General features: G+C 64.2%; 23 protein-coding genes. 14 read left to right on the forward strand and 9 right to left on the reverse strand.

What is annotated here, in order from left to right:
- The first annotated feature begins 10 nt into the window (after positions 1 to 10).
- From ACTPOI_RS19180 to ACTPOI_RS19205, 6 genes are all read left to right on the forward strand, one after another.
- Positions 11 to 976 (forward strand): TRAP transporter substrate-binding protein, encoded by a 966-nt coding sequence (locus ACTPOI_RS19180; protein ID WP_440111640.1) that lies wholly within the window; start codon positions 11 to 13, stop codon positions 974 to 976.
- Positions 977 to 1096: 120 nt separating this feature from the next.
- Positions 1097 to 1606 (forward strand): TRAP transporter small permease, encoded by a 510-nt coding sequence (locus tag ACTPOI_RS19185; protein WP_440111642.1) that lies wholly within the window; start codon positions 1097 to 1099, stop codon positions 1604 to 1606.
- 21 nt (positions 1607 to 1627) lie between these two features.
- A complete protein-coding gene (locus ACTPOI_RS19190; RefSeq protein WP_440111644.1) occupies positions 1628 to 2920 on the forward strand; it encodes a TRAP transporter large permease in 1293 nt (430 codons plus the stop codon).
- Positions 2921 to 2960: 40 nt separating this feature from the next.
- Positions 2961 to 3926, forward strand: coding sequence for a TRAP transporter substrate-binding protein (locus ACTPOI_RS19195; RefSeq protein WP_440111646.1), 966 nt, complete (start codon positions 2961 to 2963; stop codon positions 3924 to 3926).
- A 21-nt stretch (positions 3927 to 3947) separates the two neighbouring features.
- Positions 3948 to 7622, forward strand: coding sequence for a hydantoinase B/oxoprolinase family protein (locus ACTPOI_RS19200; RefSeq protein ID WP_440111648.1), 3675 nt, complete (start codon positions 3948 to 3950; stop codon positions 7620 to 7622).
- An 805-nt stretch (positions 7623 to 8427) separates the two neighbouring features.
- Positions 8428 to 9447, forward strand: a complete 1020-nt coding sequence (locus tag ACTPOI_RS19205) for a methyl-accepting chemotaxis protein (RefSeq protein ID WP_440112697.1) — start codon at positions 8428 to 8430, stop codon at positions 9445 to 9447.
- Between the two features lie 83 nt (positions 9448 to 9530).
- Here ACTPOI_RS19205 and ACTPOI_RS19210 read toward each other — a convergent pair whose 3' ends face one another.
- Entirely contained in the window at positions 9531 to 11231 is a 1701-nt protein-coding gene (locus tag ACTPOI_RS19210; RefSeq protein ID WP_440111650.1) for an electron transfer flavoprotein-ubiquinone oxidoreductase, read from the reverse strand.
- A 140-nt stretch (positions 11232 to 11371) separates the two neighbouring features.
- On the opposite strand from ACTPOI_RS19210, the gene ACTPOI_RS19215 reads away from it, so the two are divergent.
- Both ACTPOI_RS19215 and ACTPOI_RS19220 read left to right on the forward strand, forming a co-directional pair.
- The gene (locus tag ACTPOI_RS19215) at positions 11372 to 12154 is read left to right on the forward strand and encodes an SDR family oxidoreductase (RefSeq protein ID WP_440111652.1); all 783 of its coding nucleotides are present in this window, start codon (positions 11372 to 11374) and stop codon (positions 12152 to 12154) included.
- A complete protein-coding gene (locus ACTPOI_RS19220; protein WP_440111654.1) occupies positions 12151 to 12570 on the forward strand; it encodes an acyl-CoA thioesterase in 420 nt (139 codons plus the stop codon). Before ACTPOI_RS19215 ends, ACTPOI_RS19220 begins: the two co-directional genes overlap by 4 nt.
- A 21-nt stretch (positions 12571 to 12591) precedes the next feature.
- On the opposite strand, the gene ACTPOI_RS19225 is transcribed toward ACTPOI_RS19220, so the two are convergent.
- Together ACTPOI_RS19225 and ACTPOI_RS19230 are read right to left on the reverse strand one after the other, a co-directional pair.
- The gene (locus ACTPOI_RS19225) at positions 12592 to 13110 is read right to left on the reverse strand and encodes a hypothetical protein (RefSeq protein ID WP_440111656.1); all 519 of its coding nucleotides are present in this window, start codon (positions 13108 to 13110) and stop codon (positions 12592 to 12594) included.
- Between the two features lie 206 nt (positions 13111 to 13316).
- Positions 13317 to 13904, reverse strand: a complete 588-nt coding sequence (locus ACTPOI_RS19230; protein WP_440111658.1) for a peroxidase-related enzyme — start codon at positions 13902 to 13904, stop codon at positions 13317 to 13319.
- A gap of 219 nt (positions 13905 to 14123) precedes the next feature.
- Between ACTPOI_RS19230 and katG the strand changes: the two genes are divergently transcribed.
- Entirely contained in the window at positions 14124 to 16313 is a 2190-nt protein-coding gene (katG, locus tag ACTPOI_RS19235; RefSeq protein ID WP_440111660.1) for a catalase/peroxidase HPI, read from the forward strand.
- 135 nt (positions 16314 to 16448) lie between these two features.
- A complete protein-coding gene (locus tag ACTPOI_RS19240; protein ID WP_440111662.1) occupies positions 16449 to 16853 on the forward strand; it encodes a carboxymuconolactone decarboxylase family protein in 405 nt (134 codons plus the stop codon).
- Positions 16854 to 16882: 29 nt separating this feature from the next.
- On the opposite strand, the gene ACTPOI_RS19245 is transcribed toward ACTPOI_RS19240, so the two are convergent.
- Positions 16883 to 17428 carry a LuxR C-terminal-related transcriptional regulator gene (locus tag ACTPOI_RS19245; RefSeq protein ID WP_440111664.1) on the reverse strand — a complete coding sequence of 182 codons (546 nt, stop codon included), beginning with the start codon at positions 17426 to 17428 and terminating at the stop codon, positions 16883 to 16885.
- Positions 17429 to 17502: 74 nt separating this feature from the next.
- Between ACTPOI_RS19245 and ACTPOI_RS19250 the strand changes: the two genes are divergently transcribed.
- Positions 17503 to 18315 (forward strand): CoA transferase subunit A, encoded by an 813-nt coding sequence (locus tag ACTPOI_RS19250; RefSeq protein WP_440111666.1) that lies wholly within the window; start codon positions 17503 to 17505, stop codon positions 18313 to 18315.
- A gap of 1 nt (position 18316) precedes the next feature.
- Positions 18317 to 18955 carry a 3-oxoacid CoA-transferase subunit B gene (locus ACTPOI_RS19255; protein ID WP_440111668.1) on the forward strand — a complete coding sequence of 213 codons (639 nt, stop codon included), beginning with the start codon at positions 18317 to 18319 and terminating at the stop codon, positions 18953 to 18955.
- A 172-nt stretch (positions 18956 to 19127) separates the two neighbouring features.
- Here the strand turns inward: ACTPOI_RS19255 and ACTPOI_RS19260 are convergent, their stop codons facing one another.
- Complete coding sequence (locus ACTPOI_RS19260; protein WP_440111670.1) at positions 19128 to 21428, reverse strand: AsmA family protein; 2301 nt, start codon at positions 21426 to 21428, stop codon at positions 19128 to 19130.
- 203 nt (positions 21429 to 21631) lie between these two features.
- Here ACTPOI_RS19260 and ACTPOI_RS19265 point away from each other — a divergent pair, with 203 nt between their 5' ends.
- Together ACTPOI_RS19265 and ACTPOI_RS19270 are read left to right on the forward strand one after the other, a co-directional pair.
- Entirely contained in the window at positions 21632 to 22546 is a 915-nt protein-coding gene (locus tag ACTPOI_RS19265) for a pseudouridine synthase (RefSeq protein WP_440111672.1), read from the forward strand.
- A gap of 263 nt (positions 22547 to 22809) precedes the next feature.
- Positions 22810 to 24822, forward strand: coding sequence for a Cache 3/Cache 2 fusion domain-containing protein (locus tag ACTPOI_RS19270; RefSeq protein WP_440111674.1), 2013 nt, complete (start codon positions 22810 to 22812; stop codon positions 24820 to 24822).
- Positions 24823 to 25060: 238 nt separating this feature from the next.
- On the opposite strand, the gene ACTPOI_RS19275 is transcribed toward ACTPOI_RS19270, so the two are convergent.
- From ACTPOI_RS19275 to ACTPOI_RS19290, 4 genes are all read right to left on the reverse strand, one after another.
- Positions 25061 to 25327, reverse strand: coding sequence for a helix-turn-helix transcriptional regulator (locus ACTPOI_RS19275; RefSeq protein WP_440111677.1), 267 nt, complete (start codon positions 25325 to 25327; stop codon positions 25061 to 25063).
- Complete coding sequence (locus ACTPOI_RS19280; protein WP_440111679.1) at positions 25324 to 25461, reverse strand: hypothetical protein; 138 nt, start codon at positions 25459 to 25461, stop codon at positions 25324 to 25326. The genes ACTPOI_RS19275 and ACTPOI_RS19280 overlap by 4 nt, the downstream gene beginning before the upstream one ends.
- Before the next feature lie 115 nt (positions 25462 to 25576).
- The gene (locus ACTPOI_RS19285) at positions 25577 to 25984 is read right to left on the reverse strand and encodes a hypothetical protein (protein ID WP_440111681.1); all 408 of its coding nucleotides are present in this window, start codon (positions 25982 to 25984) and stop codon (positions 25577 to 25579) included.
- Positions 25981 to 26976, reverse strand: a complete 996-nt coding sequence (locus ACTPOI_RS19290) for a hypothetical protein (protein ID WP_440111684.1) — start codon at positions 26974 to 26976, stop codon at positions 25981 to 25983. The genes ACTPOI_RS19285 and ACTPOI_RS19290 overlap by 4 nt, the downstream gene beginning before the upstream one ends.
- Between the last annotated feature and the right edge of the window lie 8 nt (positions 26977 to 26984).

The raw sequence follows: 26984 nt of genomic DNA on the forward strand, positions 1-26984 counted from the left end.
GGAGTTCATCATGAAGAAATTTGCCCTCTCCTTGACGGCTGCACTTGTCGCGTGTGCGGCACATGCCCAGGTCAAGTGGGACTTGCCCACGGGCTACAGCGCCAACAGCTTTCAGACACAAAATGTGCAGCAGTTTGCCGACGAAGTCGACAAGCTCACGGGTGGCAAGCTCAAGATCACTCTGCATCCGGCCGGCTCGCTCTACAAGGCCAATGAGATCAAGCGGGCAGTTCAGACCGGGCAGGTGCCTTCGGCAGAGTTCATCGTCTCCGGTGCAACCAACGAAAACGCACTGTTCGGGGTGGATTCCATCCCCTTCCTGGCCACCACTTATGCAGAGTCCCGAAAGCTCTACCAGGCGGCCAAGCCCGCACAGGAGAAACTGCTGGCGTCGCAGGGCGTGAAGGTGCTCTTTTCCGTGCCCTGGCCAGGCCAGTCGCTGTACTCGCTCAAGCCAGTCAGCACGCCAGCCGACTTTGCAGGCACCAAGATGCGCGCCTACAACCCGGCCACCACACGCATTGCGCAGCTTCTGAAAGCCCAGCCTGTGACGATCCAGCTGTCTGAACTGGGCCAGGCGCTTGCGACCAACACGGTGCAGAACTTCCTTACCTCCAGCGCCAGCGGCGTGGAGTCCAAGCTGTACGAGCAGGTGAAGTTTTTCTACCCCGTCAGCGCATGGTTGCCGCGCAATGCCACTGTAGTGAATCAGAAAGCGTTTGATGCGCTGGAAAAGCCTTTGCAGGACGCGGTACTCAAGGCGGCTGCGGCAGCTGAGGAGCGCGGCTGGGCGACCAGCGAGCGTCTGGACAAGGAGTTCGTCAAGGAACTTGCCGCCAAGGGTATGACGGTGGCCGAGCCCAGTGACAGCATCAAGAAGGAACTGGCAAGCATCGGCGAGACGATGACCGCTGACTGGATCAAGTCGGCTGGCGCTGAAGGTCAGGCCATCATCGACGCCTACCGCAAGAAGTGATCGTCCCTTCTGGCCCCGCCGCTCCCGGCGCGGGGCCGGGGTAGTGCCTGGCGCAGCGCTACCCCTTCGCACCTTCACGCCAACCACCCCCTCACTTTTCAAGCGTTACTGGAGTACGCCATGGACAAACTCGTCCGCAATTTCTACAGGCTGCTGATGCTGCTGTCCTGCCTGTCCATGCTGGCAGCGTTTGGTGCGGTCGCCCTCGGCGTGCTGGCCCGCGAATTCATCCACATCAACATCAATGGCCTCGATGCCTACGCAGGCTACGCCATTGCGGCCGCACTGTTCTTTGCGCTGCCTGCCACGCTGCAAAACGGTGACCACATTCGCGTGACCCTCGTACTGGACCGGCTACCCGCCCGCGCACGCAACTTCATGGAGTGGTTCTGCCTGTCTGCTGCCCTGATATTGACTCTCTACATTGCTTTTTACGCCGTGCGCGCCGTGTGGATCTCCTACATCACGCACGACGTCTCACCCGCTGCCGACGCCACACCGCTTTGGATTCCGCAGATCAGCATGGCGATGGGCTGCATCGGTTTTGCGCTGGCATTTGCCCACGCATTGATCCTTCGTTGGCAGGGCTCGTCTTTCATGGCGGTCTCCGAGACAGCCAGTTTTGAGTAACCAGAATCCGGAGAGATAGTCATGGACGTTGTCATTGCTTTGGGTTTGATCCTGGCGCTGTTTGCCGTGCTGGGTTCGGGCCTGTGGATCGGGTTGTCACTGCTTGCAGTGGCGCTGGTCGGAATGGAATTTTTTACCAGCCGCCCCGTAGGGGACAGCATGATGCTGACCATCTGGAGCCATACCTCCAGCTGGACGCTGACCGCATTGCCCCTGTTCCTGTGGATGGGCGAGATCCTGTTTCGCAGCAAACTGTCGAGCGACATGTTCAAGGGCCTGGCCCCGTGGCTGGAGCGCCTGCCCGGCCGCCTGCTGCATGTGAACGTGGTCGGTTGCACGATCTTTGCGGCCATCTCGGGCTCATCGGCCGCCACCTGCGCCACCATCGGAAAGATGACCCTGCCCGAGCTGAAAAAGCGCGGCTACCCCGACAACATTTCGGTGGGCACGCTGGCCGGTGCTGGCACGCTGGGTCTCCTGATCCCGCCTTCAATCATCATGATCGTCTATGGGGTCGCGGCCAATGTGTCGATCTCCAAGCTGTTTTTGGCCGGGGTGATCCCTGGCCTCCTGCTCGCTGCGCTCTTCATGGGTTACATCGCTGTGTGGGCCCTGCTGAACAAGGACAAGATTCCTGCTCCAGATGCACGGATGAGTCTGGGCCAGATGGTCTACGCATCGCGCCACCTGATTCCGGTGGTGGCGTTGATCGTCCTGGTCCTGGGCGGCATCTACAGCGGCATCGCAACCGCGACAGAAGCCGCGGCGCTGGGGGTCGGTGGTGCACTGCTCCTTGCCAAGATCGAAGGCTCGCTGAACTGGAGCAAGTTCAAGGAAGGTCTTGTCGCCGCCTGCCGTGTGTACTGCATGATCGGCCTCATCCTGGCGGGCGCAGCCTTCTTGACGCTGGCGATGGGCTTCATCGGCCTGCCGCGTCACCTGGCCGAGTTCATCGGCTCGCTGCAGCTATCGCCGTTCGCGCTCATGCTGCTGCTCATCGTGTTCTTCATTGCACTGGGCTGCTTCCTGGACGGCATCTCCATGGTGGTACTCACCATCGCTGTGCTGCTGCCCACCGTGGAGGCCGCGGGCTTTGATCTGGTGTGGTTCGGCATCTTCATCGTGCTGGTGGTGGAGATGGCGCAGATCACGCCGCCGGTGGGGTTCAACCTGTTCGTGATCCAGGGGCTCACCCGCAGGGAAATCATGTGGATTGCGCGCACGGCGTTCCCCTTGTTCGCGCTCATGATTTTTGCAGTGATTGCCACCTATTTCATGCCGGACATCGTTCTCTGGTTGCCCAACCGCATGTAGCGAAACCGACGCCCGTCCCCGCCCCATCTTCGGAGCAACCATGATCAGAGTCCTTTTGCTGGCCGCGCTCGCCGTGGCCCCGATGGTGCACGCCCAGACGCAGTGGAAGCTGGCGACAGGCTACCGCGCCGAATCGTTCCACACCCGCAACATTGTGCAGTTCGCGCAGGATGTGGAGCGGGCCTCGGGCGGTGCCCTGCGCATTGATGTGCAGCCCAACAATGCGTTGTTCAAGCTCGCCGAGATTCCTGCAGCGGTGGAGGCAGGCAAGGCCCAGGCGGGCGAGACCATCATGACCAGCCTGGTGCGCGAACTGCCTATCGCTGGCGCGGACTCGGTACCGTTCGTGGTGCGCACCTTTGGCGATGCCCGTCGGCTATGGGACCTGCAGCGCCCGCTGATCGATACCCACTTTGCGGGCAAAGGAATGAAGGCTCTCTACGCCGTGCCGTGGCCGCCGCAGGGCCTGTTTTCCATAGCGCCCGTGCGCACGGCGGCAGACTTCAAGGGCACGCGCATGCGTACCTACAACCCCGCCACGGTACGCATTGCCGAGCTGCTCAATGCAGCACCCGTGGATGTGCCCATGGTCGAGGTGAACAAAGCGCTCTCGGGCGGCAAGCTCGATTCGATGATCACCTCGGCCCTCACCGGCGTCGAAAACCAGGTGTGGGGCCAGATCAAGCATTACTACCCTATCAACGCGTGGTTTCCCAAAAACATCGTGTTCGTGAACCAGAAGGCGTTTGACGCGCTGCCCGCGACCGTGCGGCAGGCGGTGGTCAAGGCCGCTGCCGATGCCGAGGCACGCGGCTGGTCCATGAGTGAGGCGATCTCGGAAGAGTCGGTGGCCGAGCTGCAGCGCAAGGGCATCAAGGTCGAGCGGGCCACCGCTGAACTCGATACCGAACTCAAGCGCCTGGGCGAACGCTTTTCTCGCGAGTGGGTGCAGTCGGTAGGCAACGAGGCCAACAAGATTTTCATCCCGTTTTATTTCCAACGTTAATTCCTGAGTGAGTTTTCCATCATGCAAGCAACCACCACATCCCACGCCGAGCCCGCTGGCAGCCGCTGGCAGTTCTGGATTGACCGGGGCGGCACATTCACCGATATCGTCGGCAAGCGCCCAGACGGCAGCCTGGTCACGCACAAGCTGCTTTCGGAGAACCCCGAGCAGTACAAGGACGCCGCCGTGGCCGGCATTCGCCACCTGCTGGGTCTGAAGCCCGGCGAGCCCGTGACGCCAGACCTGGTCGAGTGCGTGAAGATGGGCACCACCGTGGCCACCAATGCCCTGCTCGAACGCAAGGGCGAGCCCACGCTGCTGGTCACCACCCGTGGCTTTCGCGATGCGCTGCGCATTGCCTACCAGAACCGCCCGCGCCTGTTCGACCGCCACATACAGCTGCCTGAGCTGCTCTACACCGAAGTGATCGAAGCGCGCGAACGCGTTGGCGCGCATGGCGAGGTGCTGCAGCCGCTGGACGAGCCCAGCCTGCGTGGTGACCTGCTTGCGGCCTATGCCCGCGGCCTGCGCAGCGTGGCCATCGTGTTCATGCACGGCTACCGCTATACCGCGCACGAGAAGGCGGCAAAGCGCATCGCGCAAGAGGTGGGCTTTCCGCAGATCAGCACCTCGCACGAAACCAGCCCGATGATGAAGTTCGTGAGCAGGGGCGATACCACCGTGGTGGATGCGTATCTCTCGCCCATCCTGCGCCGCTATGTGGAGCAGGTGGCCAGCGAGATGCCGGGCGTCAAGCTGTTCTTCATGCAGTCATCCGGCGGCCTGACCGATGCTGGCAACTTCCAGGGCAAGGACGCCATCCTGTCGGGCCCCGCAGGCGGCATCGTGGGCATGGCGCGTACGGCGGGCCTGGCCGGGCAGGCGCGAGTGATTGGCTTTGACATGGGCGGCACCAGCACCGACGTGAGCCACTACGCAGGCGAGTTCGAGCGCGAGTTCGAAACCCATGTGGCGGGGGTGCGCATGCGCGCGCCCATGATGAGCATCCACACCGTGGCGGCCGGGGGCGGCTCGGTGCTGGCGTATGACGGCGCCCGATTCCGCGTGGGCCCCGAGAGTGCAGGCGCCAACCCCGGGCCGGTGAGCTACCGGCGCGGCGGCCCGCTGGCGGTGACCGATGCGAATGTGATGGTGGGCAAGGTGCAGCCACGCTATTTCCCCAGCGTGTTCGGCCCGGCGGCCAATGAAACACTCGACGCCGATGCGGTGCGCGCACGGTTCGACTCGATTGCGCAGCAGACGCAGCGCCAGCCAGAGGAAGTGGCCGAAGGCTTCATCCAGATCGCCGTGCAGCAGATGGCCAACGCCATCAAGAAGATCAGTGTGGCGCGCGGGTATGACGTGACGCGCTACACGCTGCAATGCTTTGGCGGCGCAGGTGGGCAGCACGCGTGCCTGGTGGCCGATGCGCTGGGCATGACGCGCGTGTTTGTGCACCCCCTGGCCGGTGTGCTCAGCGCCTACGGCATGGGCCTGGCCGACCAGACCGTGATCCGCGAGCAGGCGCTGGAGATGCCGCTGGCGGTTGATGTACTGCCTCTGATCGCCGAGCGCCTGGATGCGCTGGGCTCCGCCGCGCAGGCCGAACTGGAAGGCTCGCAGGTCAGCAGCAGCCCGGTGCAGGTACGGCACAACGTGCATGTTCGCTATGAGGGCACAGACTCTGCCCTGGTCGTGCCGTTTGGCGATGTCGCTGCGATCACGGCGGCGTTTGAGACAGCGTACCGCCAGCGGTTCGCCTTCCTCATGCAGGGCAAGGGTCTGGTGGTGGAAGCCGTGTCGGTCGAGGCTGTGATTGCAGGCGATGCCCCGGCCGAGCCGCGGCTCACAGTACACCCGCATCGCAAGTGCCCGCAGCGCGAAACCGTGCAGATGTACTCGGGCGGCAAGTGGCACCCTGCGGCCCTGGTGGTGCGTGAAGACCTGCGTCCGGGCGATGTCATCCCCGGCCCGGCCATCATTGCCGAGAAGAACACGACCACCGTGGTGGAGCCCGGCTGGTCAGCACGCCTTACGGACCTCGACCACCTCATCCTCGACCGCGTGGCGGCCCGCAAGGTGCAGTACGCCGCAGGCACCAGCGTCGACCCGGTGCTGCTGGAAGTGTTCAACAACCTGTTCATGAACATCGCCGAGCAGATGGGCCTGCAGCTGCAGAACACGGCGTATTCGGTGAACATCAAGGAGCGCCTGGACTTCAGCTGCGCGCTGTTTGATGCCGAGGGCAACCTCATTGCCAACGCGCCGCACATGCCGGTGCACCTTGGCTCCATGGGTGAAAGCATCAAGACTGTGATCACCGAAAACGCGGGCCGCATGCAGCCTGGCGATGTATTCATGCTCAACGACCCGTACCACGGCGGCACCCATTTGCCAGACGTGACGGTCATCACGCCCGTGTACGTCAAGGACGGCCGCGAGCCCACGTTCTACGTAGGCAGCCGGGGCCACCACGCAGACATTGGCGGCACCACGCCGGGCTCGATGCCACCGTTCTCGCAGCGCATAGACGAAGAAGGCGTGCAGATCAACAACGTCAAGCTGGTGGACCGCGGCATCCTGCAGGAAGAATCGGTCCTGGCACTGTTGTCTACCGGGGGCGGCACCACGCCATACCCCAGCCGCAATCCGCAGCAAAATCTGGCCGACCTGCGGGCGCAGATTGCTGCCAACGAAAAGGGCGTTCAAGAGCTGTCGAAGATGGTGGAGCAGTTTGGCCTGGATGTCGTGCAGGCCTACATGCGCCATGTGCAGGACAACGCCGAAGAATCCGTGCGCCGCGTGATCACGCAGCTCAAGGACGGCCACTTCACGCTGCCGCTGGACAACGGAGCTCAGATCAGCGTGTCGGTCAAGGTCAATGCGGCAGAGCGCAGCGCCGTGATCGACTTTGCGGGCACCAGCGCGCAGCAGACCAACAATTTCAACGCACCGCGCGCGGTGTGCATGGCCGCTGTGTTGTACGTGTTCCGCACGTTGGTGGACGACGACATCCCGCTCAACGCGGGCTGCCTCAAGCCCCTGCAGGTCATCATCCCGCAAGGCAGCATGCTCAACCCCAACCCGCCGGCGTCGGTGGTGGCGGGTAACGTGGAGACGTCCACCTGCATCACCAACGCGCTGTTTGGCGCGCTCGGTGTCATGGCCGGCAGCCAGCCGACCATGAACAACTTCACCTTTGGCAACGCGCAGTACCAGTACTACGAAACCATTGCCGGCGGCAGTGGTGCCGGCGTGGTGCTGGATGCCGCCGGGCTGGCCAGCCGCGGTTTCAGCGGCACCAGCGTGGTCCAGACGCACATGACCAACTCGCGGCTGACCGACCCCGAGGTGCTGGAGTTCCGCTTCCCGGTGGTGCTGGAGAGTTACGAGATCCAGAACGGATCGGGCGGGGCAGGGCGCTGGGCGGGCGGCAACGGCGGCGTGCGGCGCGTGCGCTTCCTGGAGGCGATGACCGCCAGCATCCTGTCGAACGGGCGCCTGAACCCTGCGTTTGGCATGGCGGGCGGGCAGTCGGGCCATCCGGGTGCCAACCGTGTGCTGCGCGCCACAGGTGCCGTGGAGGAACTGGGCCATATCGGTGCAGCGCTGATGGAGCCCGGCGATGTGTTCGAGATCGTGACGCCCGGGGGCGGGGGCTACGGCCAGCCCGTGCTGGAAGCGGTGGACCACTGAGGACCGCCCTGCGGGGCGCAGCCTGCGCTGCGTACCGCAGGGGCTGTCCGCAGTGCTGTCATCCCGATGCAGACAGCCGTACCCGATGCATGTTTCCGGGCGGTCGCTGATGGTCGTGATTGCCCGTTTGTTCGATGAATGACAAGGAGTTGCCATGAACCAGCTTCCCGCCGCAGTGCACCGGGCCCCTTCGGTCTGGAACCGAACCTCGGATGTGGGAGATATGCAAAAGCCCGCCACGTCCGCGGCCTCAGGCAGCCCGGACATGCCCGCCAGGCGCGGCCTGAGCGTGGGCCAGAAGCTGGCAGCCAGCTTTGCCATCCTGGGCGCTGCGGTGGCCCTGCTGGGCACTACCACCTGGCTGACCGGGCAGAGCACCAGCCGGCAGGCGGCCATTTTGGCCAGCGAGCAACTTCCGATCGAGCGTGCGGTGCACGACTGGAAAACGCAGTCGGTCCACATGGGCCAGATCGCCTTGCGCGCCACGATTTCGACCGATGTTTTCCCGCTGGTATCCGAGATGCGCAAGCTGCTCGCGGCCGAGGGCGAACTCCATCAAAGGATCGACGCGGCGCTGTCGTCCGCATCCACTTCCGCCAGCATGGCACCGCTGTGGGAACAGGCCAAGCAGCAGCGCCAGCGGTATGCCACCCTGCGCGAAAACCTGATGCAGGGCGCGCTGGAGTCAAAAATCATCAGCCAGAAGGAGCTGCAGGAGCATGCAGTCGCACTGGCCAAATACCTGGATGCCATTGACCAGTTGCTGGTTGCGTCCGAGCAGTCCTCGCGCCTCGCAGCAGACGCCATGATCCACGATGCATCGCGCGCACAGTGGATCAGTGCCATCGCCGTGGTCGTGGTCGTATGCCTGTCAGCCCTCTTCGGGTGGCTGTTGCGGCGCTCGATCGTGATGCCGCTTCGACAGGCGTCGCAAGCTGCCGCGGTGGTTGCCAGCGGCGACCTGACCGTGCACCTGGACCACCAGCGCAGCGATGAGATTGGCCAGCTGCTGACGGCGCTCAACAAAATGGTGGAGTCACTGCACTACGTGGTCAATGAAGTGCGGGACTCGGGTGAATCCATCCATGTGGCCAGCTCGGAGGTGGCAGCCGGCAATGCCGACCTGAGCGCGCGCACCGAGCACGCGGCCAGCAGCCTGCAACAGACCGCCGCCAGCATTGCCCAGCTGGCCCAGATGGTGGCGGCAAACGCCGACAGCACCCGCGAGGCCAACGAGCTCGCGCTGAGCGCCACGCAAGTCGCAACCAAGGGCGGCGAGGTGGTGAGCCAGGTGGTGAAAACCATGGACGAGATCAACGCCAGCAGCAAGAAAATTGCCGACATCGTGGGCATCATCGACGGTATTGCGTTCCAGACCAACATCCTGGCCCTGAACGCGGCGGTCGAGGCAGCCCGCGCCGGTGAGCAGGGCCGCGGGTTTGCCGTGGTGGCCAGCGAGGTGCGCGCGCTGGCGGGCCGCAGTGCCAACGCAGCCAAGGAAATCAAGACGCTGATTTCGGCCAGCGTGGGCAAGGTAAGCGATGGCGCCAAGCTCGTCGTTACCGCGGGCTCCACCATGGGCGACATCGTGGACAGCGTGCAGCGCGTGACCACGCTGATGTCGGAGATCAACCACGCCAGCGCCGAGCAAAGCAGCCAGATCGGCCAGGTTAGCCAGGCGGTGGACCAGCTTGACCACATGACCCAGCAGAACGCCGCCCTGGTGGAAGAAGGCGCTGCTGCCGCCCAGAGCCTGCAGGACCAGGCCCACCGGCTGGCGGGGGCCATGGGGCAGTTTCAGCTGGTGCGGGGCGCTGTCGTCTGAGCCGAAAAACGCCCTGACTGCGTAAAACCAATGAAAAAGGCCTGCAGTGCAGGCCTTTATTGGCTGGAATGCTATCAAGTTGATTACATGCCCGCGTAGTTCGGCCCGCCGCCGCCTTCCGGCGTCACCCACACAATGTTCTGCGTGGGGTCCTTGATGTCGCAGGTCTTGCAGTGCACGCAGTTCTGCGCGTTGATCTGCAGGCGTTGCGCGCCACCGCCCTTGGCCTCGTCCGGTACGTATTCGTACACGCCCGCGGGGCAGTAACGCGCCTCCGGGCCGGCGTACTTGGCCAGGTTGATGTTGACCGGCACGCTCGCGTCTTTCAGCGTCAGGTGGGCGGGCTGGTTTTCCTCGTGGTTCGTGTTGCTGATGAACACGCTGGAGAGGCGGTCAAAAGTCAGCTTGCCATCGGGCTTGGGGTAGACGATGGGCTTGCACTCGGCCGCGGGCTTCAGGTAGGCGTGGTCGGGCTTGTCGCGGCGCAGCGTCCACGGGATGTGCCCGCGCAGCACAAACTGCTCGAAACCGTTCATCAGCGTGGCCGTGGTCAGGCCGTACTTGAACCAGTTCTTGAAATTGCGGTCCTTGTTCAGCTCGGTGTGCAGCCAGCTGTTTTCGAAGGCCTCTGGGTAGGCGGTCAGTTCATCGTGCTGGCGACCGGCCACGATGGCGTCGTACGCGGCCTCAGCCGCCAGCATGCCGGTCTTGATGGCGGCGTGGCTACCCTTGATGCGGCCCACGTTCAGGTAGCCGGCGTTGCAGCCCACCAGCGCGCCGCCCGGGAAGACGGTCTTGGGCAGGGCGTTGATGCCGCTGGCATTGATGGCGCGCGCACCGTACGACAGGCGCTTGGCCGTGACTTCGCCCTTTTCGTTTTCGAAGTAGTAGCGGACGTTCGGATGCGTCTTCCAGCGCTGGAATTCCTCGAACGGGCTGAGGTAGGGGTTGGCGTAGCCCAGGCCCGTGACGAAGCCCACGGCCACCTTGTTGCCCTCCAGGTGGTACAGGAAGGCACCGCCGTAGGTGTCGTTCTCCATGGGCCAGCCGGCGGTGTGCATCACAAAGCCGGGCTGGTGGCGCTTGGGGTCGATCTCCCACAGCTCCTTGATGCCGATGCCAAAGCTCTGCGGGTCGCGGCCCTCGTCAAGCTTGTAGCGGGCGATCAGCTGCTTGCCCAGGTGGCCGCGCGCGCCTTCGGCAAACACGGTGTACTTGCCCAGCAGCTCCATGCCCAGCTGGAAGTTCTCGGTCGGTTCGCCGTCCTTGCCCACGCCCAGGTTGCCGGTGGCAACTCCACGCACCGAACCGTTTTCGTTGTAGAGCACCTCGGCAGCCGTAAAGCCCGGGAAGATTTCCACGCCCAGCGCCTCGGCCTGCTCACCCAGCCACTTGGTGAGGTTGCCCAGGCTGATGATGTAGTTGCCGTGGTTCTGCGCAAACGGCGGCAAGAACATGTTGGGCACGCGGAAGCCCGATTTCTCGCCCAGGAAGATGTAGGCGTCGTCCGTGACGGGCTGGTTCAGCGGTGCGCCGCGCTTCTTCCAGTCAGGGATCAGCTCGGTCAGGGCCTTCGGGTCCATGATGGCGCCCGACAGGATGTGCGCGCCGGGCTCGGAGCCCTTTTCCAGCACCACCACCGATACGTCCTGGCCCTTGTCGGCAGCCAGCTGCTTCAGGCGAATGGCCGTGGCCAGCCCGCCCGGGCCGCCACCAACCACCACTACGTCGTATTCCATCGATTCGCGCGGGCCATAGGTGCTGAGGATTTCTTCGTTTGTCATGGGCTTCTCGTCGGGCGTTTGATAATCGGTATTGTCTCGAAGGCAGGGGGCATGCCTTGTCGGACAGGCGACTGATTGTATTCAGCCTGATGTGCACAATCGAACGATCGTTCTTTTTTTGATCAGTAGAGGGACTCTAAATGGCATACAGCATCGATTTGTCGGGGCGGGTGGCCTTTGTCACCGGCGCATCCAGCGGCCTGGGGGCCCAGTTTGCCCGCACCCTGGCGCGTGCCGGGGCCGGTGTGGTGCTAGCCAGCCGGCGGGTGGAAAAGCTCAAGGAGCTGCGTGCCCGCATCGAGGGGGAGGGCGGCGATGCCCATGTGGTCGAGCTGGACGTGACCGACCACGACTCCATCAGGTCCGCCGTGGCCCACGCCGAGACGGAGATGGGCTCCATCGATATCCTGGTCAACAACTCGGGCGTGAGCACCACCCAGCGCATCCAGGATGTGGCGCCGGAGGACTACGACTTCATCTTCGACACCAACGTCAAGGGTGCCTTCTTTGTGGCACAAGAGGTGGGCAAGCGCATGCTGGCCCGCTCCAAAGGCTCGGCACCCGGCAGCTTCACGGGCGGGCGCATCATCAACATCGCCTCCATGGCCGGGCTCAAGGTGCTGCCGCAGATCGGCGTGTACTGCATGAGCAAGGCGGCGGTGGTGCACATGACCCGCGCCATGGCTGTGGAGTGGGGCAAGTTCGGCATCAACGTGAATGCCATCTGCCCGGGCTATATCGACACCGAAATCAACCACCACCACTGGCAGACCGAGCAGGGCCGCAAGCTCATTGACATGCTGCCCCGCAAGCGCGTGGGCAGCCCGCAAGACCTGGATGCCCTGCTGGTAATGCTGGCCAGCGACCAGAGCCACTTTGTGAATGGTGCGGTGATTGCCGCCGATGACGGCTTTGCCGTATGAAAATCGAAATCCCCGAGGTCAAGAAGCTGGTGCACGAGATGCGGTTTCCCGTGCGCTGGGGCGACATGGACGCCATGGGCCATGTCAACAACACCGTGTATTTCCGGTACCTGGAGACGGCACGCATCGACTGGATGGTGGCAGCGGGCTGCGCCCCCGATCCGGCTGGCCAGGGGCCGGTAATCGTCAATGCGTTCTGCAATTTCTACCTGCAGCTGGAATATCCGGCCGATGTGCTGCTGAAGCTGTATGTGAGCGACCCCGGGCGCACCACCTTCGAAACCTGGGGAACCATGGAGCGCGTGGACCGGCCCGGTGTGATTTGCGCAGCGGGCGGCGCCACCACCATCTGGGTCGATTTCCCTCGGCAAAAGGCCATCGACCTGCCCGACTGGATGCGCGCGCTGGTCAGTTGACACGCGCATGCATGAGCCCGTCTACGACGGCGGGAGGACCACGCAGTGCGCCAGCTGCATGCCATTCGTCTCGGCCGCCCCCAGCAGTAGCAGACGATGCATTTCCGGCAGGTAGCGCAGGGCCGTGGGCACCGCGCTGTAGCCCTGCGTGTTGTTCAGCCGCTCATGCATGCGAAGCACCAGGCGGCTGTGCAGATGCTCGATGGTGAGGGTGCGCACCCCCGTGTAGAACATGGTGTCGACCGGGCTCTCGTTGCCGAAGAAGCCCCCGCCCACGCGTGCTGCGCGGCGCCGGCCTTCAAACGACGTGCTGATGTGCAGTTTTCCGTCACGGCTGGTGCAACTGCCCTCGAACGCGGCAGCGCACTCCATGGGCAGAGGGTTCTGTTGCACCTTCACGGCGGTTACGCCGGGAGACTGGATGAGCGTGATGGGCGCCAGATCGAGGCGGGCGCATTCGGCAGTGGCCACCACCTTCCAGGCCACAGCACCGGGCGTGTCGGGGATGGGCAGGCGCGAGCCCGCAACGCCGGCAGCCATGTAATAACGCGGAAGGGTCCCCTCGCCCAAGTCCTCGCGGAAGGTTGAGATGTAGCGTATCGGTGGCAGGACGCCAGCCGCTGGAGCCACAGGCAGCGGGTACGCATGAAGAGTGCCTTCGGGTGGGCCAAATCCTTGTGCCTCGGCGACTGGCGTCGCAAGAGCGCAAAGCAGGATCGTTGCCGCAGCGGCGCGCACAGTATGGGTCAGGCTGCGGGTTTTGCCTTGGGCATGCGGCCCATCAGATAGAACTCCGGATTCGGCTGCATGCCGGCAAAGCTCGCCATGCGGTTGGACAACCCGAAGAATGCGGTGATCGCCGCAATGTCCCAGATGTCTTCGTCATCGAACCCATGTGCGTGCAGGGCAGCAAAGTCCGCGTCCTCAATTTCGTGCGATGCCCGGCACACCTTCATCGCAAAGTCGAGCATGGCGCGCTGGCGCGGCGAGATGTCGGCCTTGCGATGGTTCACCGCCACCTGGTCGGCCACCAGGGGCTTTTTTTCGTAGATGCGCAGGATGGCCCCGTGTGCCACCACGCAATAAAGGCACTGGTTGGCTGCGCTGGTAGCGGTCACGATCATCTCGCGGTCGCCCTTGGTGAGGCTGCCTTCGTCTTTCAGCATCAACGCGTCGTGGTAGGCAAAAAATGCGCGCCATTCGGCCGGCCGGCGCGCAAACGCCAGGAACACATTGGGGACGAAGCCGGCTTTTTCCTGCACTTCGAGGATGCGCTCGCGGATGTCGTCTGGCACGGAATCCAGGGCAGGGAAGGGGTAGCGGGGTGTGGACATGGGTGCGGCTCCTGAGCGGTGGTTCGGGCGGTCTTACCCGTCGTTGGACGATTTTGCCAGCGGCTCGGTGGGCGCAGTTGTCGCGACGGCGCGAGTGCAGAAACCGCGGCGATAACCAATGCCTATTCCGAGCATGAAATCGATTGTGTTTACTAATGCGATGCGCGTTCGTAACATCTAACGCACCACATGTTTCCAGACGCTTTTCAAGGAGCCGCCATGACCGCCGAAGCCAAATGTCCCTTCAACCACACTGCTGCCCCGGTAAAGCCGGTGCAAGCCAGCCACTGGTGGCCCGATCAGCTCAACCTCAAGCCGCTGAACCAGAACTCCCCCCTGCTCGACCCGATGGGCGACGGCTTCGACTACGCCCAGGCGTTCCAGAGCGTCGACCTTGCTGCGGTCAAGAGCGACCTCCACGCGCTGATGACCGATTCGCAGGACTGGTGGCCGGCCGACTTTGGCCACTACGGCCCGCTGTTTGTGCGCATGGCCTGGCACAGCGCCGGCACCTATCGCCTGGCCGACGGGCGCGGCGGGGCGGGCTCGGGCCAGCAGCGGTTTGCACCGCTCAACAGCTGGCCGGACAACGCCAACCTGGACAAGGCCCGGCGCCTGCTGTGGCCCGTCAAGCAGAAGTACGGGCGCAACATTTCGTGGGCTGACCTGATGATCCTGGCTGGCAACGTGGCACTCGAATCCATGGGGTTCAAGACCTTCGGCTTTGCAGGTGGCCGCCCCGACGTGTGGGAACCCGATGAGACGGTGTCCTGGGGCGCCGAATCGACCTGGCTGTCCAATGAAAAGCGCTACACCGGCGAGCGTGAGCTGGCCAACCCGCTGGCCGCCGTGCAGATGGGCCTGATCTATGTGAACCCGGAAGGCCCCCAGGGCAAGCCCGACCCGCTGGCGGCTGCGCGCGACATCCGCGACACCTTTGCCCGCATGGCGATGGACGATGAAGAAACCGTGGCGCTGATCGCAGGCGGCCACACCTTCGGCAAGACGCACGGTGCGGGCGATGCTGCAAATGTGGGCCCCGAGCCCGAAGCGGGCGCACTGGAAGACCAGGGCCTGGGCTGGATCAGCAAGCACGGCAGCGGCAAGGGCGGCGACACCATCACCAGCGGCCTGGAAGTCACGTGGACAACCACGCCCACGCAGTGGAGCAACAACTACTTTGAAAACCTGTTCGGCTACGAATGGGAACTGACGAAAAGCCCGGCAGGCGCCCACCAGTGGACGGCCAAGGGCGCTCCGGCCACCATCCCGCACGCGCACGACCCATCGCAAAAGCTGGTGCCCACCATGCTGACCACCGACCTGTCGCTGCGCGTGGACCCGGCCTACGAGAAGATCTCGCGCCGCTTCCTTGCGCATCCCGAAGAGTTTGCCGATGCCTTTGCCCGCGCCTGGTTCAAGCTGACGCACCGCGACATGGGCCCGCGCGCCCGATACCTGGGCCCCGATGTGCCCGCTGAAGTGCTGGTGTGGCAAGACCCTGTGCCCGCGGTAGACCATGCGCTGGTGGATGAACACGATGTGGCGGCGCTCAAGGCGATCGTGCTGGCGTCGGGCTTGTCCGTGGCCGAACTGGTGTCCACCGCATGGGCATCGGCCTCCACTTTCCGCGGTGGTGACAAGCGCGGCGGGGCCAACGGGGCACGCATCCGTCTTGCGCCGCAAAAGGACTGGGAAGTGAACCAGCCTGCGCAACTGGCGCGGGTGCTGGGCCAGCTCGAATCCATCCAGCAGGCCTTCAACGCCGCACAGACGGGCGGCAAGAAGATCTCGCTGGCTGACCTGATCGTGCTGGCAGGCGGTGCCGCCGTGGAAGAGGCTGCGCGCCGTGCGGGGCAAGCTGTGCAGGTGCCGTTTGCACCGGGCCGCACCGACGCCTCTCAGGAGCAGACCGATATCGCGTCGTTCGACGTGATGGAACCCGTGGCTGACGGCTTTCGCAACCACGTGCGCCCGGGTCTCGAAAGCGCCGTAGCCGAACTGCTGGTAGACCGCGCCCACCAGCTCACGCTGACGGCGCCCGAGATGACGGTGCTGGTGGGTGGGCTGCGGGTGCTGGGTGCCAACGTGTCTGCCGCCGCGCAGCATGGCGTGTTCACCGATCGGCCGCAGACGCTGAGCAATGACTTCTTCGTGAACCTGCTGGACATGCGCACACGCTGGCAAAAGTCCGCAAGTGCCGCGGGTGTGCTGGAGGGCATTGACCGCACCAGCGGCGCGGTGCGCTGGACGGGCACGGTGGCCGATCTGGTGTTTGGCTCCAATTCGCAACTGCGGGCGCTGGCCGAGGTGTATGGCAGCAGCGATGCGAAAGCCGCATTCGTGCGCGACTTCGTGAAGGCCTGGACCAAGGTGATGAACCTGGACCGGTTTGACCTGCAGGGCTGAAGCAGGCCTGCCGCCCCTGTCGTTCGCCGCCGCGCGAAGGGCAGGGGCCGCGCTCGTGGCGTCGTGGCGTCGGGGCGTGATCATCCTGCCGCGGCTACCATGGCGGACTTTTTGACTCGCCGCCCGGAGACTCCCATGACACGCACCCCAACCGACCACGCATCTGCCAAGGACTTCGAAAAGGGTCTGGCCATCCGCAAGCAGGTGATGGGCGAAGACTTTGTGGCCGCTGCCTTTGGTAACGCCACCGAGTTCACCCAGCCTATTCAGGAGTTCATCACCCGCAATGCGTGGGGTGATGTGTGGCAGCGCCCGGGGCTCGACATGAAGACGCGCAGCCTGATCACCGTGGCCTTTCTCACGGCACTGGGTAAGCAGCACGAGCTCAAGGGACATGTGCGCGGCGCACTCAACAACGGCGCCACCGCGGCAGAGATCCAGGAGGTGCTGCTGCACGCCAGCATCTACTGCGGCCTGCCTGTGGCCGTGGACGCGTTTCGCACGGCGGCCGAAGTGGTGGATGGGCCGAAAAAGGGCTGATCGTGACGGCGCAGCGGCTGACGCGCCGGTCAGCCGCCAGCCAGCAGCTTCTGGACCAGATCAGCTGCAGTGGACGCGTTGTACTTGCGCATGAGGCGCGCACGGTAGATCTCGACCGTGCGGTGGCTGATTTCCAGGGCGCGCCCGATCTCCTTGGAGGTCAGGCCCTCCAGCAGCCGCGCTGCCACCTCGCGCTCGCGGCCCGTGAGCTCTGCCTTGACAGGGCGCTGGGAGCTCAGGTCTTCAAAGCTCCAGATGCCCGATTCATGCGGTGAGTCGCGGTTGAGTGCCCGCCCGGAAACGTGGCACCAGAAGACCTCGCCGTTGGCGCGCTTCATGATGCGGTTGTCGGCGTAATAGCCCTTGGCGTTCAGGATGGGCTCCATGTGCGCGCCCAGCCGTTCGTACTCGTCGGCGCTGGGATACAGGATCTGGAACGACTGCCCGATCAGCACCTCCCGAGAGGCACCGAACATTTCGCAGACCTGCCGGTTGCAATCGAGCATGGTGCGGTGGCGTGACAGGACCAGCCCCACGGGCGCCATGTCGAAGGCCAGTCGGTAATCGACGTCCATAGTGCAAATCTTTACGGAAAACTACTTATCGGTATACGTAGTATCGTAGCGCATCCCAACACAAGGAGATCGTGGTGAACAAAGTATTCCCTTCGGCAGCCGACGCCCTCAGGGGCGTGGTTGCAGACGGCCAGCTGATGGCCGTGGGCGGCTTCGGGCTGTGCGGCATTCCTGAGGCGCTGATCGACGCGTTGCGCGACTCGGGCGTCAAGAACCTCACCGTGATTTCCAACAACGCGGGGGTCGATGGCTTTGGCCTGGGCAAGCTGCTCGAAACCCGCCAGATCAAGAAGATGGTCTCGTCCTACGTGGGCGAGAACAAGGAGTTCGAGCGCCAGTACCTGGCGGGCGAGCTGGAGCTGGAGTTCACGCCCCAGGGCACGCTGGCTGAAAAGCTGCGTGCCGGTGGTGCGGGCATCCCGGCCTTCTTCACCAAGACGGGCGTCGGCACCATCGTGGCCGATGGCAAGGAGCTGCGCGAGTTCGACGGCGAAACCTACGTGATGGAGCGCGCGCTGGTGCCCGATGTCTCGCTCGTCAAGGCGCACCGCGCCGACAGGTCAGGCAACCTGCAGTTCCGCCTGACGGCGCGCAACTTCAACCCGGCCGTGGCCATGGCGGGCAAGCTGTGCATTGTGGAGGTCGAGGAAATCGTCGAGACCGGCGCCATTGCCCCCGATGACGTGCACCTGCCCGGCATCTACGTGCACCGCATCGTGCACAACCCCACGCCAGAAAAGCGCATCGAAAAGCGCACGGTGTCTGCTGCCGCACCGGTAGACGCAGCCGCCGCCAAAGTCGAGGCCCAGGCGGTGATCGCCCAGGCCGCCGCCACCAGCGAGGCACCCGTGCCCGCAGTCCCTGTCAACCACAAATCGGGAGCCTGAGATGCCCTGGACCCAAGACCAGATGGCCGCCCGCGCGGCCCAAGAACTCGAAGACGGCTTTTACGTCAACCTGGGCATCGGCATCCCCACGCTGGTGGCCAACTTCACGGGCGACAAGGAAGTGTGGCTGCAGTCCGAAAACGGCATGCTGGGCATTGGCCCGTTTCCGACCGAAGACCAGGTGGACGCCGACCTGATCAACGCCGGCAAGCAGACCGTGACCACCATCAAGGGCTCGTCCATCTTTGGCAGCCACGACAGCTTTGCCATGATCCGCGGCGGCAAGATCAACCTGTCGATCCTGGGTGCCATGCAGGTCAGCGAGAAGGGTGACCTGGCCAACTGGATGATTCCCGGCAAGATGGTCAAGGGCATGGGCGGTGCGATGGACCTGGTGGCCGGCGTCAAGCGCGTCATCGTGCTCATGGAGCATGTGGCCCGAAAGAAGGATGGCACCGAAGACCTCAAGATCCTGCCTGCCTGCACGCTGCCCCTGACGGGTGTGGGCGTGGTGGATCGCATCATCACCGACCTGGCCGTGATGGACGTGACGCCGCAGGGCCTGAAGGTGGTGGAGCTGGCCCCCGGCGTCACGTTCGATGCGCTGCAGTCCAAGACCGGCGTGAAGCTGGTGGCCTGAAACGGGTGGCGCGTTTGGCGATGAAATGATGCTTGCGGGCCCGTCCGCGACTCTCCCAAAGAGCCGGGGTCCCGCAAAGGGCTCCGGCTCTTTTTTCTTATCTTGTCCCTGCCCCATCGCAAGCGCCTGACCTCAGAGCTTCCTAGGCACAGAGAGTAGTCAGGGAAGAGTTCTACCGCGTGACTGCGTCCCGCTCGGCTTGCGATGCCTTGCCAGAAGCGCCCGCCGCACCAGGCTTGACCGGTTTGGTGCCCAGGTCCAGCAGCGGCTTGCAATATGTGTCGTCGTCGGCCGCAGGCACGGTGATCGGGATGAGCGCCAGCGCTGCAGGCGCGGCAACGGCGGCCACCACGGCGGCGCCCGCACGCAGCAGCAGAGGGCCCGGTTCGATACCCACATCCGGGTCACCGAATGTTCCGCGCACATACAGTGGCGTACGCAGCGAAAAGAACTTCCACTCCAGCGACTCGGGCTTGATGCGCAGGTCGATTTTTTCCGAAGCCAGGTCGATGGTGCCCGTGGCCTCCACGATGGCGTCCTCGGTGCTCATCTTGACCACGCGGGTGCGGGCCAGGCCATCCTGGACCGTGAAATCCGCCACGGCACAGCGCAGGCGCACTTCACGGTCTTCGCCAAAGAGGCGGCCTACGATGATGCTGCCCACGTTCAGCGCGGCCAGCTCCAGCAGTTGCTTGCTCAGCACGCCCTCGCGCACGTAGAGCCGCATTTCGCCCGTGCCGTGGCCCAGCAGTTCGGCCATTGTGTTGCCTGTGCTTTCCAGTGCAATGGCGCCGTCCATGCGGCCCAGGCTTTTTTGCATGAGCTCGATCTTGGGGAACATCGCAGACAACTTGAGGCCCTGCACATTGCCCCGGATCTGAGCCTTGAGCGGCGCGCTGCGCCCGTCAATGTCGACGGCCGATTCGATGCGGCCTTCGGCGATCCCGAAGGTGAGCGGTGCAAGGCGGAGCTGCGCGGTCTTCATCACGGCACGCACGCTCAGGTCTTGCAGCGGCAGGCTTTGCGGCCGGATGATGTGCCGGCCCTTAAAGGTCAGGTCCATGTCCATCTTGTCCCACCGCTCGGCGGCGAAGCGCGCGTCGGGCAGCACCTTGCCGCTGCGCCTGGCTTGCTGCGCACTGGTCTTTTGCGGGCTGCTGGCGGTTGGGTCATCGCTGCGGCCGGTGGTGCCCACGGTGGGGCCCAGGTCCGCAAGACGCAGCTGGTTGCTGGTCATGCTGCCTTCGAGCCGTGGGCGTGGTTTGCCCGATGTGTAGCGCACGTCGCCATGCAGGTCGCTCTGGCCCACCGTGCCGTCAAAGCGGCTGTACTGCCAGACCGCGCGCTCGGGCTCCAGACTCCCCGTGAGGCGGCCGCGCGTGCGAAACGGCGGGGTGTTGGGTAGCACCAGGCCAGTCACGTCATACAGGTCGGCCATGCTGTTGCCGCTGAGCTGCACGTCAAAGTCGAGCCCCGAGAGCGCGCGGGGATTGGCGAGGAACCCTTCGGCAGAAAACGCCACGGTCCCGGCCTTCAAGTCAATCTGCAGGGGATAGTCGACCACCTTGTCGCGCAGACTGATGACCTGGCCGCCGCGGCCGCTTGCTTTGATGCGAGCCTTTTCATACCGGCCTTCCAGATCGAAACGGATGCCGTACACAGGCGCGGGATGAGGCGTGCCTTTGGGGCCGCTTGCGGATGCTGTCGGCTCTGCAGGCGCCGATGCTGCCGATGCCGCTGAGGGTGCGGAGGCCCGTGGGGCCGATGGTGCTGCGGTGACGCTGGAAGCCACACCTTGGCTCGCAAGCGCGCCTGCGACTGAAGCTGCACTGGCGGGGGGGCTCACTGGCTCACTGTTGGGTTGCAGCGTTTCCACGCGTGCCTGCAACTCCATGTCTTTCACGGCGTCGGCGTATGCCAGACGGCCTTCGCTGATGACGAGCCGGTCCACGTCCACCGTCCAGCGACTGTGCGGTGCGTTTTCGTCCCGTGGCTTGAACTGCCAGTTGCTGGCGCCATCAGCGGCGCGCGCCAGTGCGATATCGGGCTGTTCCAGGACCACGGTGTGGACTGACAGGTGCCGTGCCATGAGAGGCCACAGGTCAAGGCTGGCCGTAGCGCTGCCGATGCGTGCCATGGTGGGGTTGCTGCCGGTACCGACTCCACCATTTGGGGCGGAGCCTGCAAACGGTGTCACAAAACCGTGCGGGTTCTGCATGACGAGGTCGCGTGCCTTGACGGTCACGCCCGGTATCCATCGGCGCCAGCCTTCCTCAAGCGGTTGCGGCCAGCTCCACGAGGCGGACAGTTCCCCCTGAATCTCGAAGGGCCGCCCCGTCGCCTCGCTCACCTTCGCATTCACCCACGGTTTTGTGCGGGCCAGTTGCGTGAGCGCCAGCGTGGCAATCAGCAGTACGCCGACCAGCATGGCAGCGATGACCAGCAGTACCTTGCCGAGCGAGGGCCGCCGCATGCCAGGGTGGTGGCTTGCCGCGTTCGGCAGTGCGGGTGGTGGTGGGTGGCTTATTGAAACGGAGGGCTCCTGCATTCGGCTCATGCTACGGCCGTCAACGGCGTTTTGGCCGCCGCGCCGCGCGTCTGCGGCAGACTGTGGAGCTTGTCCTACAGCGCGGCCAACGATTAGGCCTGCCGGGGGCCTTCTAGAATCCGCTCGCCATGCCCAACCCCACCCGCGCTCCCGTACCCGCTGTCCGTGATGGAGTGAGCCCGAGCTGCGTGGTGCTGCCCGGGCGCGGTACCGGCACCATGCTCGACTTTCTGGCAGAGCGCCTGCCCATGGTCACGCGCGCCGAATGGTTGCAGCGCATTTTGGATGGCGATGTGCTGGACGAGCGCGGTGGTGCGGTAACGCCCCAGCGTGCCTTTGAAGCGGGTGTGCGGCTTTACTACTACCGCAGCCTGGTTGCCGAGCCCGAGCTGCCTTTTGCCGAGCAGGTGATTTACCGCGACGAGCACCTGGTGGTGGCCGACAAGCCGCACTTCATGCCCGTGGTGCCATCGGGCCGCTACCTGCACAGCACGCTGCTGGTACGTCTGAAGCGGCAGCTGGGCCTGCCCGAGCTGTCGCCGCTGCACCGCATAGATCGTGACACCGCGGGCCTGGTGTTGCTGTCCGTGCAGCAGGCCACACGGGGCCGGTACCAGGCGTTATTTCGGGATCGCCAGATCGTCAAGCAATACGACGCCGTCGCGCCCTGGCGCGAGGACCTGGTCTTTCCGCGAGAACATGCCAGTCGGCTGGAGGAAAGCGCCCAGTTCTTTCGCATGCAGGAAGTGGCTGGCGACCCCAACAGCCTGACACGCATGGACGTACTGGAGGTGAATGCGCCCTGGGGGCTGTACCGGCTGGCACCGGTGACTGGCAAGCGCCACCAGTTGCGCGTGCACATGGCGGCACTGGGGCTGCCGTTGCGCAATGACCCGCTGTACCCTGTCGTGAACGATCCGGCGGAAGGGGACTATTCGCGACCGCTGCAGTTGCTGGCGCGATCACTGTCGTTTCGGGATCCCTTGTCGGGAGAGCTTCGGAGCTTCGAGAGCGCTCAGCGCCTCACACTGCCTTCCTTTTGACAGTGAATTCACCGGAAAAAGGAAGGCACCGGAAGTGCGGATGCGGGTACTGCGGGAATGTCGATGCCGTTACAAGCCATCGCCTCATCCGAGCGGTTGTGTTGCCCCCACCGCGCCGGCCCAGCCGGGCACAAAAGACACGTCCCCGCAACCAGCATAGGAAAGCGTTAATGGTGATAAAAGTGTTGCAAAATGCATCAAAGGCGTAGCTCGACAGCCCTTGCCGGACATCCAAAGTTGTCATTGCAGAAGGACCCCTGATCATGAAAACCTCGTCTTCCTCGCGTTCCGTGGCCTTCAAGCTTTCGCTGACGGCCGTGCTGAGTTTGCTTGTGGTGCTCATGCTCGCCATGGGCATCGTCAGCACGCTTTTGTGGCGGGATTTCGGGCGGCTAGCGCGAAATGATGCGGCCATGCAGGCCGCGTCGCTCAGGACCCTGGTGCAGACCTTTGACGAGACTGCGCAAGAGCAGGCGCGGCGCGATTTCGCGTTGTTCAAGGCAGGCTTTGCAGGCAAGTTCGCCCTGTCGCAAGGGCAGGGCAGCGACGGCAAGCCCGATGCAGTGCTCTCGTTCGAATCGGCCGCGCTCAACGCTGACTTCACCGCTGTAGACCGGTTCACCAAGGACAGCCTGGGAGGGGTGGCGACGATTTTTGCGCGCACGGGGGACGACTTCATCCGCGTGACGACCTCGCTGAAAAAGCAGGATGGAGAGCGTGCCTACAAGACCCTGCTGGACCGCAAGCATCCCGCTTACCCGCTGATGGTCGAGGGCAAGACCTATGTGGGCCGCGCAAGCCTGTTCGGGCGCGAGTACATGACGGTGTACGAGCCCATCCGCGAGGGTGATCGGACCATCGGCATCCTGTTCACGGGGTCGGACATTGGTCCCATACTTTCCAAGCTGGACAAGGTCATGGCCAGCCAGAAGCTGTTTGCCACCGGCGCTGTGTACGCCGTGAATGTCTCCTCGGGTCCCGCGCGGGGCAGTGTGTACGGCCTGGCCAGTGGCGCACAAAAGATCGACGAAGCCACCAGTGCGGAAGGCAAGGCCTGGCTCGAATCGGTGGCTGCCGTGGACCAGTCGGGCGAACTGCAGTCGGTGTGGTCTGTACGCAAGGGCTCCGGCGGCGCCAGTGAGGCACGTTTCCTGGCGATCGAGCGGTACAAGCCATGGAACTGGGTCATTGTTGCCGAGGCGCCGGTGTCCGAGATGATGGCCAACGCCCGCTCCATGCTGACCTGGCTGTGGCTGGGGGTGGCTGCCGCGCTGGTCATCCTTGCCGTCGTGCTGATGCAGCTCACCCAGCGGCTCGTGGGTGGCCCGGTGCGGCAGCTCGGAAATGCGCTGGGTTTGCTGGCGCAGGGCGACCTGTCGCAGCGCGTCACCGTCAAGTCGCAGGACGAGATCGGGATGCTGGCCGGGGCGATGGAAGGCTTCCGCGTGCGTCTGGTCGAGAGCTTGGGCACCGTGCGGACCAGTGCCGACAGTGTTTCGGCCGCCAGCTCCGAAATCGCTCACGGCAACCAGGACCTCTCAGCGCGGACCGAGAGCCAGGCCAGCTCGCTGGAAGAGACCGCCGCCAGCATGGAGCAGCTGGGGGCCACCATCCGCCACAACTCTGACAGCGCAGTGCAGGCCAACCGCCTCGCCATGGAGGCCAGCGGCGTCGCTGCCCAGGGCGGCGAGGTCGTTGCCAAGGTGGTGAGCACCATGCACGGCATCAGTGGCAGCAGCAGCAAGATCGCCGACATCATCGGGGTCATCGACGGCATTGCCTTCCAGACCAACATCCTTGCGCTGAATGCCGCTGTGGAAGCCGCCCGTGCCGGCGAGCAGGGTCGCGGATTTGCCGTGGTGGCTGCCGAAGTGCGCAACCTGGCCCAGCGCACCGCCGCGGAGGCCAAGGCCATCAAGGAACTCATCGATAACAGCAGTGCCATGGTCCGGCAGGGATCCGCGCTGGCCGACCAGGCTGGTACCACGATGCAGGAGGTGGTCAGCTCCATCCGCCGTGTGGCCGAGATGGTGTCCGAGATCAGTGCGGCCAGCAGCGAACAGACTGCTGGTGTCGGCCAGGTGGGCGAGGCGGTGACTCAGCTCGACCAGACCACGCAGCAAAATGCCGCGCTGGTCGAGGAAATGGCGGCTGCCGCCAGCAGTCTGCAATCGCAGGCCCAGCAAATGGTGGCCGCTGTGGCGCACTTCAGATTATCGGCGGGAGATGCTCCAAGCGGTGTCGCCATGCTGCCCCACCGGAACGACGAGGCCTGACTCCGCGGCGCAAGTGGACCGGCGCCGGTGGCGGACAGCCGGTTCTGGTCGGCTGCAGGCCATCGCGGGCTACAATCGGTTCTGCCGAGGAATGAGGAGCCTGCAGGGGCTTTCTACCCAAGGCAGCCCATTGCACTGATCCGTTACCGGATCGGCATTGACAGGCGGGTGTAGTTCAATGGTAGAACCACACCCTCCTATGAGAAACGCCTGATTTCTCGAAAAACCACGCCAAACCTTACGCCTGTTTTCCAGCCCTGCCGTAGCCACTTCCTTCGGGTGGCGCGATGGTCGAAATAGGCCGGGCCTTGCCCCAGGCAATCAGTTCCTCCACCAGCCAGCCCACGCGGCCGGCCGTAAGTTGCCGTGGTGCAGGTGCCTCGCCGCGGGACACTAGCGCCGTCCAGGCGCTCTCCGACAGCGACACGAATGCTGCCGCGTGCTCGCGGCTCAGGTACATCGGCTCGATGTTGGGCGCGGCGGGTTGCTTCTTTGCGGCTTTCATGGCGCCGGTCCTTTCTGTTCAAAGTGATGCCGCAGGATCGACACTGCGGCAGATTGGCCGCCTTGCTCCAGGCGGGCGATGCAGGCGGCGATGGTGGCCGTAACCGCCTGCTGCACCTGCTCGGCGGTAAACACGGGGCTGTATGTGGCCACGTATCCATTGGGCTTCGTTTTGCCCGCTTGGAAAAGCGGGTCCGCTGTTGCCAGGCCCACCGCGTCACCGCGCTGATCTCGAAGCCAGCCAACTGGGTCAGTTGTCAGCATGTGGCTCTCCTTTGGCGATGCCCACGGTCAGATGCTTCCCGCAGCTATGGCAATACTTCATTCCATTCTCGGATGGTCCGCCGTCATCGAAGCGCCATGCTTCGCCGCATGAGGTTTCCCAAAAGCCATCGGCTTCGTCGTGCGTCCATTCGCAGGTTTCTATCAGCGGCTCCCGCACTGGTGGTGTGGTGTAGAGTCGGGTTCCGGCTGTCGGTGCTTTTGCATACCACTTAACTCCAGCCCAGCCCTCTGTATAGCGCACAGCCCCTACAGGCTCCCCTGCTGGTGTGGGTGTGCCCCACTTTGCAAGGACTGCGCGGGCGTAGTTCTGCGGCAATGGGTGGTCTGTCGCTGCCCAGAGGGCTTGCAACTCTGCATCTGTCGGTTGTGTCATGGCTTGTCTCCTTGTGCAGCCAAAGCTGCCTTGATCGCATCTCTTGCAGTGGGATACCACCGGCTTGTCATGGATTGCCACAGATGGTGCTCTGCTTCCAGCGGGGCCTCGTCCTGATAGACGCGCCAGAAACCACCGGATTGCTCGACCATGCGTTGCCGACTTGGGTCGCAGATGAAATCCAGTAGCTCCGCATCCTTGCGCATGGCTTCGTCTGATGCCTTCTGACCAGCGGCAAAACCGGAAAGCCAGATTGCGCTTGCGGACTTGCTGTGCTGGTACGGGTTAGATGCAGGCATCGCTGCCTGTGCCTCGGGCTGGGGTGCTGCTGCGAGCATGGCTTCGTTGTGCAGGTCCGCTTGGCATGGGCCGCCTTCACAGCAGGCGTAACCGTTGTCGCCATATCTGCACTGGATCAGTTCTACTGCTGGCGCTGCCTGTGCCTGTGCCTCGAACGTCGGCCGCAGCATGTGCACCAAGTCCTGCATGTTGGTGTCCGGCAGGGAAACGCGGCCATTCACGACAGGCAGCGGCCCGGCGGTGCCGACCTGTGCGAAGTCCACCATCACGGAGGCGGGGCGCGGCTGCGCCACCAGCGCGCGCAGCTGGTCCGCGCGGATCACCACCGGCAAGCTGTTGACAAGGCTTTCCGGGTAGTCGCTGTCATCCCCCTGCCAGTACCAGCAAACGCCGTCTTGGTGCTCGGACATGAGCTTCGCGCGCTGGCGCCAGTAGTCGCGCTCGCGCTCCATGTCCTCGGCGTGGGACCGCCAGCCGCCGGAGCCGGGTGGGCCATCAGCTGGCACTGCCGGGGCCTGTGCCTCCCCCAGCAGTGGCCCGCTCACGCCCCCCGCGCCAATCGCTGCCAGCTCGTCGGCCTGGCGCTGCAGTGCAGCGGCTGCCTGCACCAGCAGGTGGGTCGCCGTGTCCTCGATGCCGTTCAGTCCGATGTGCTCCTGGATCTCGCGGATCAGGTCTTTTGTGTCGTTCATGGTTTTCC

Source organism: Acidovorax sp. BL-A-41-H1, assembly GCF_051942715.1.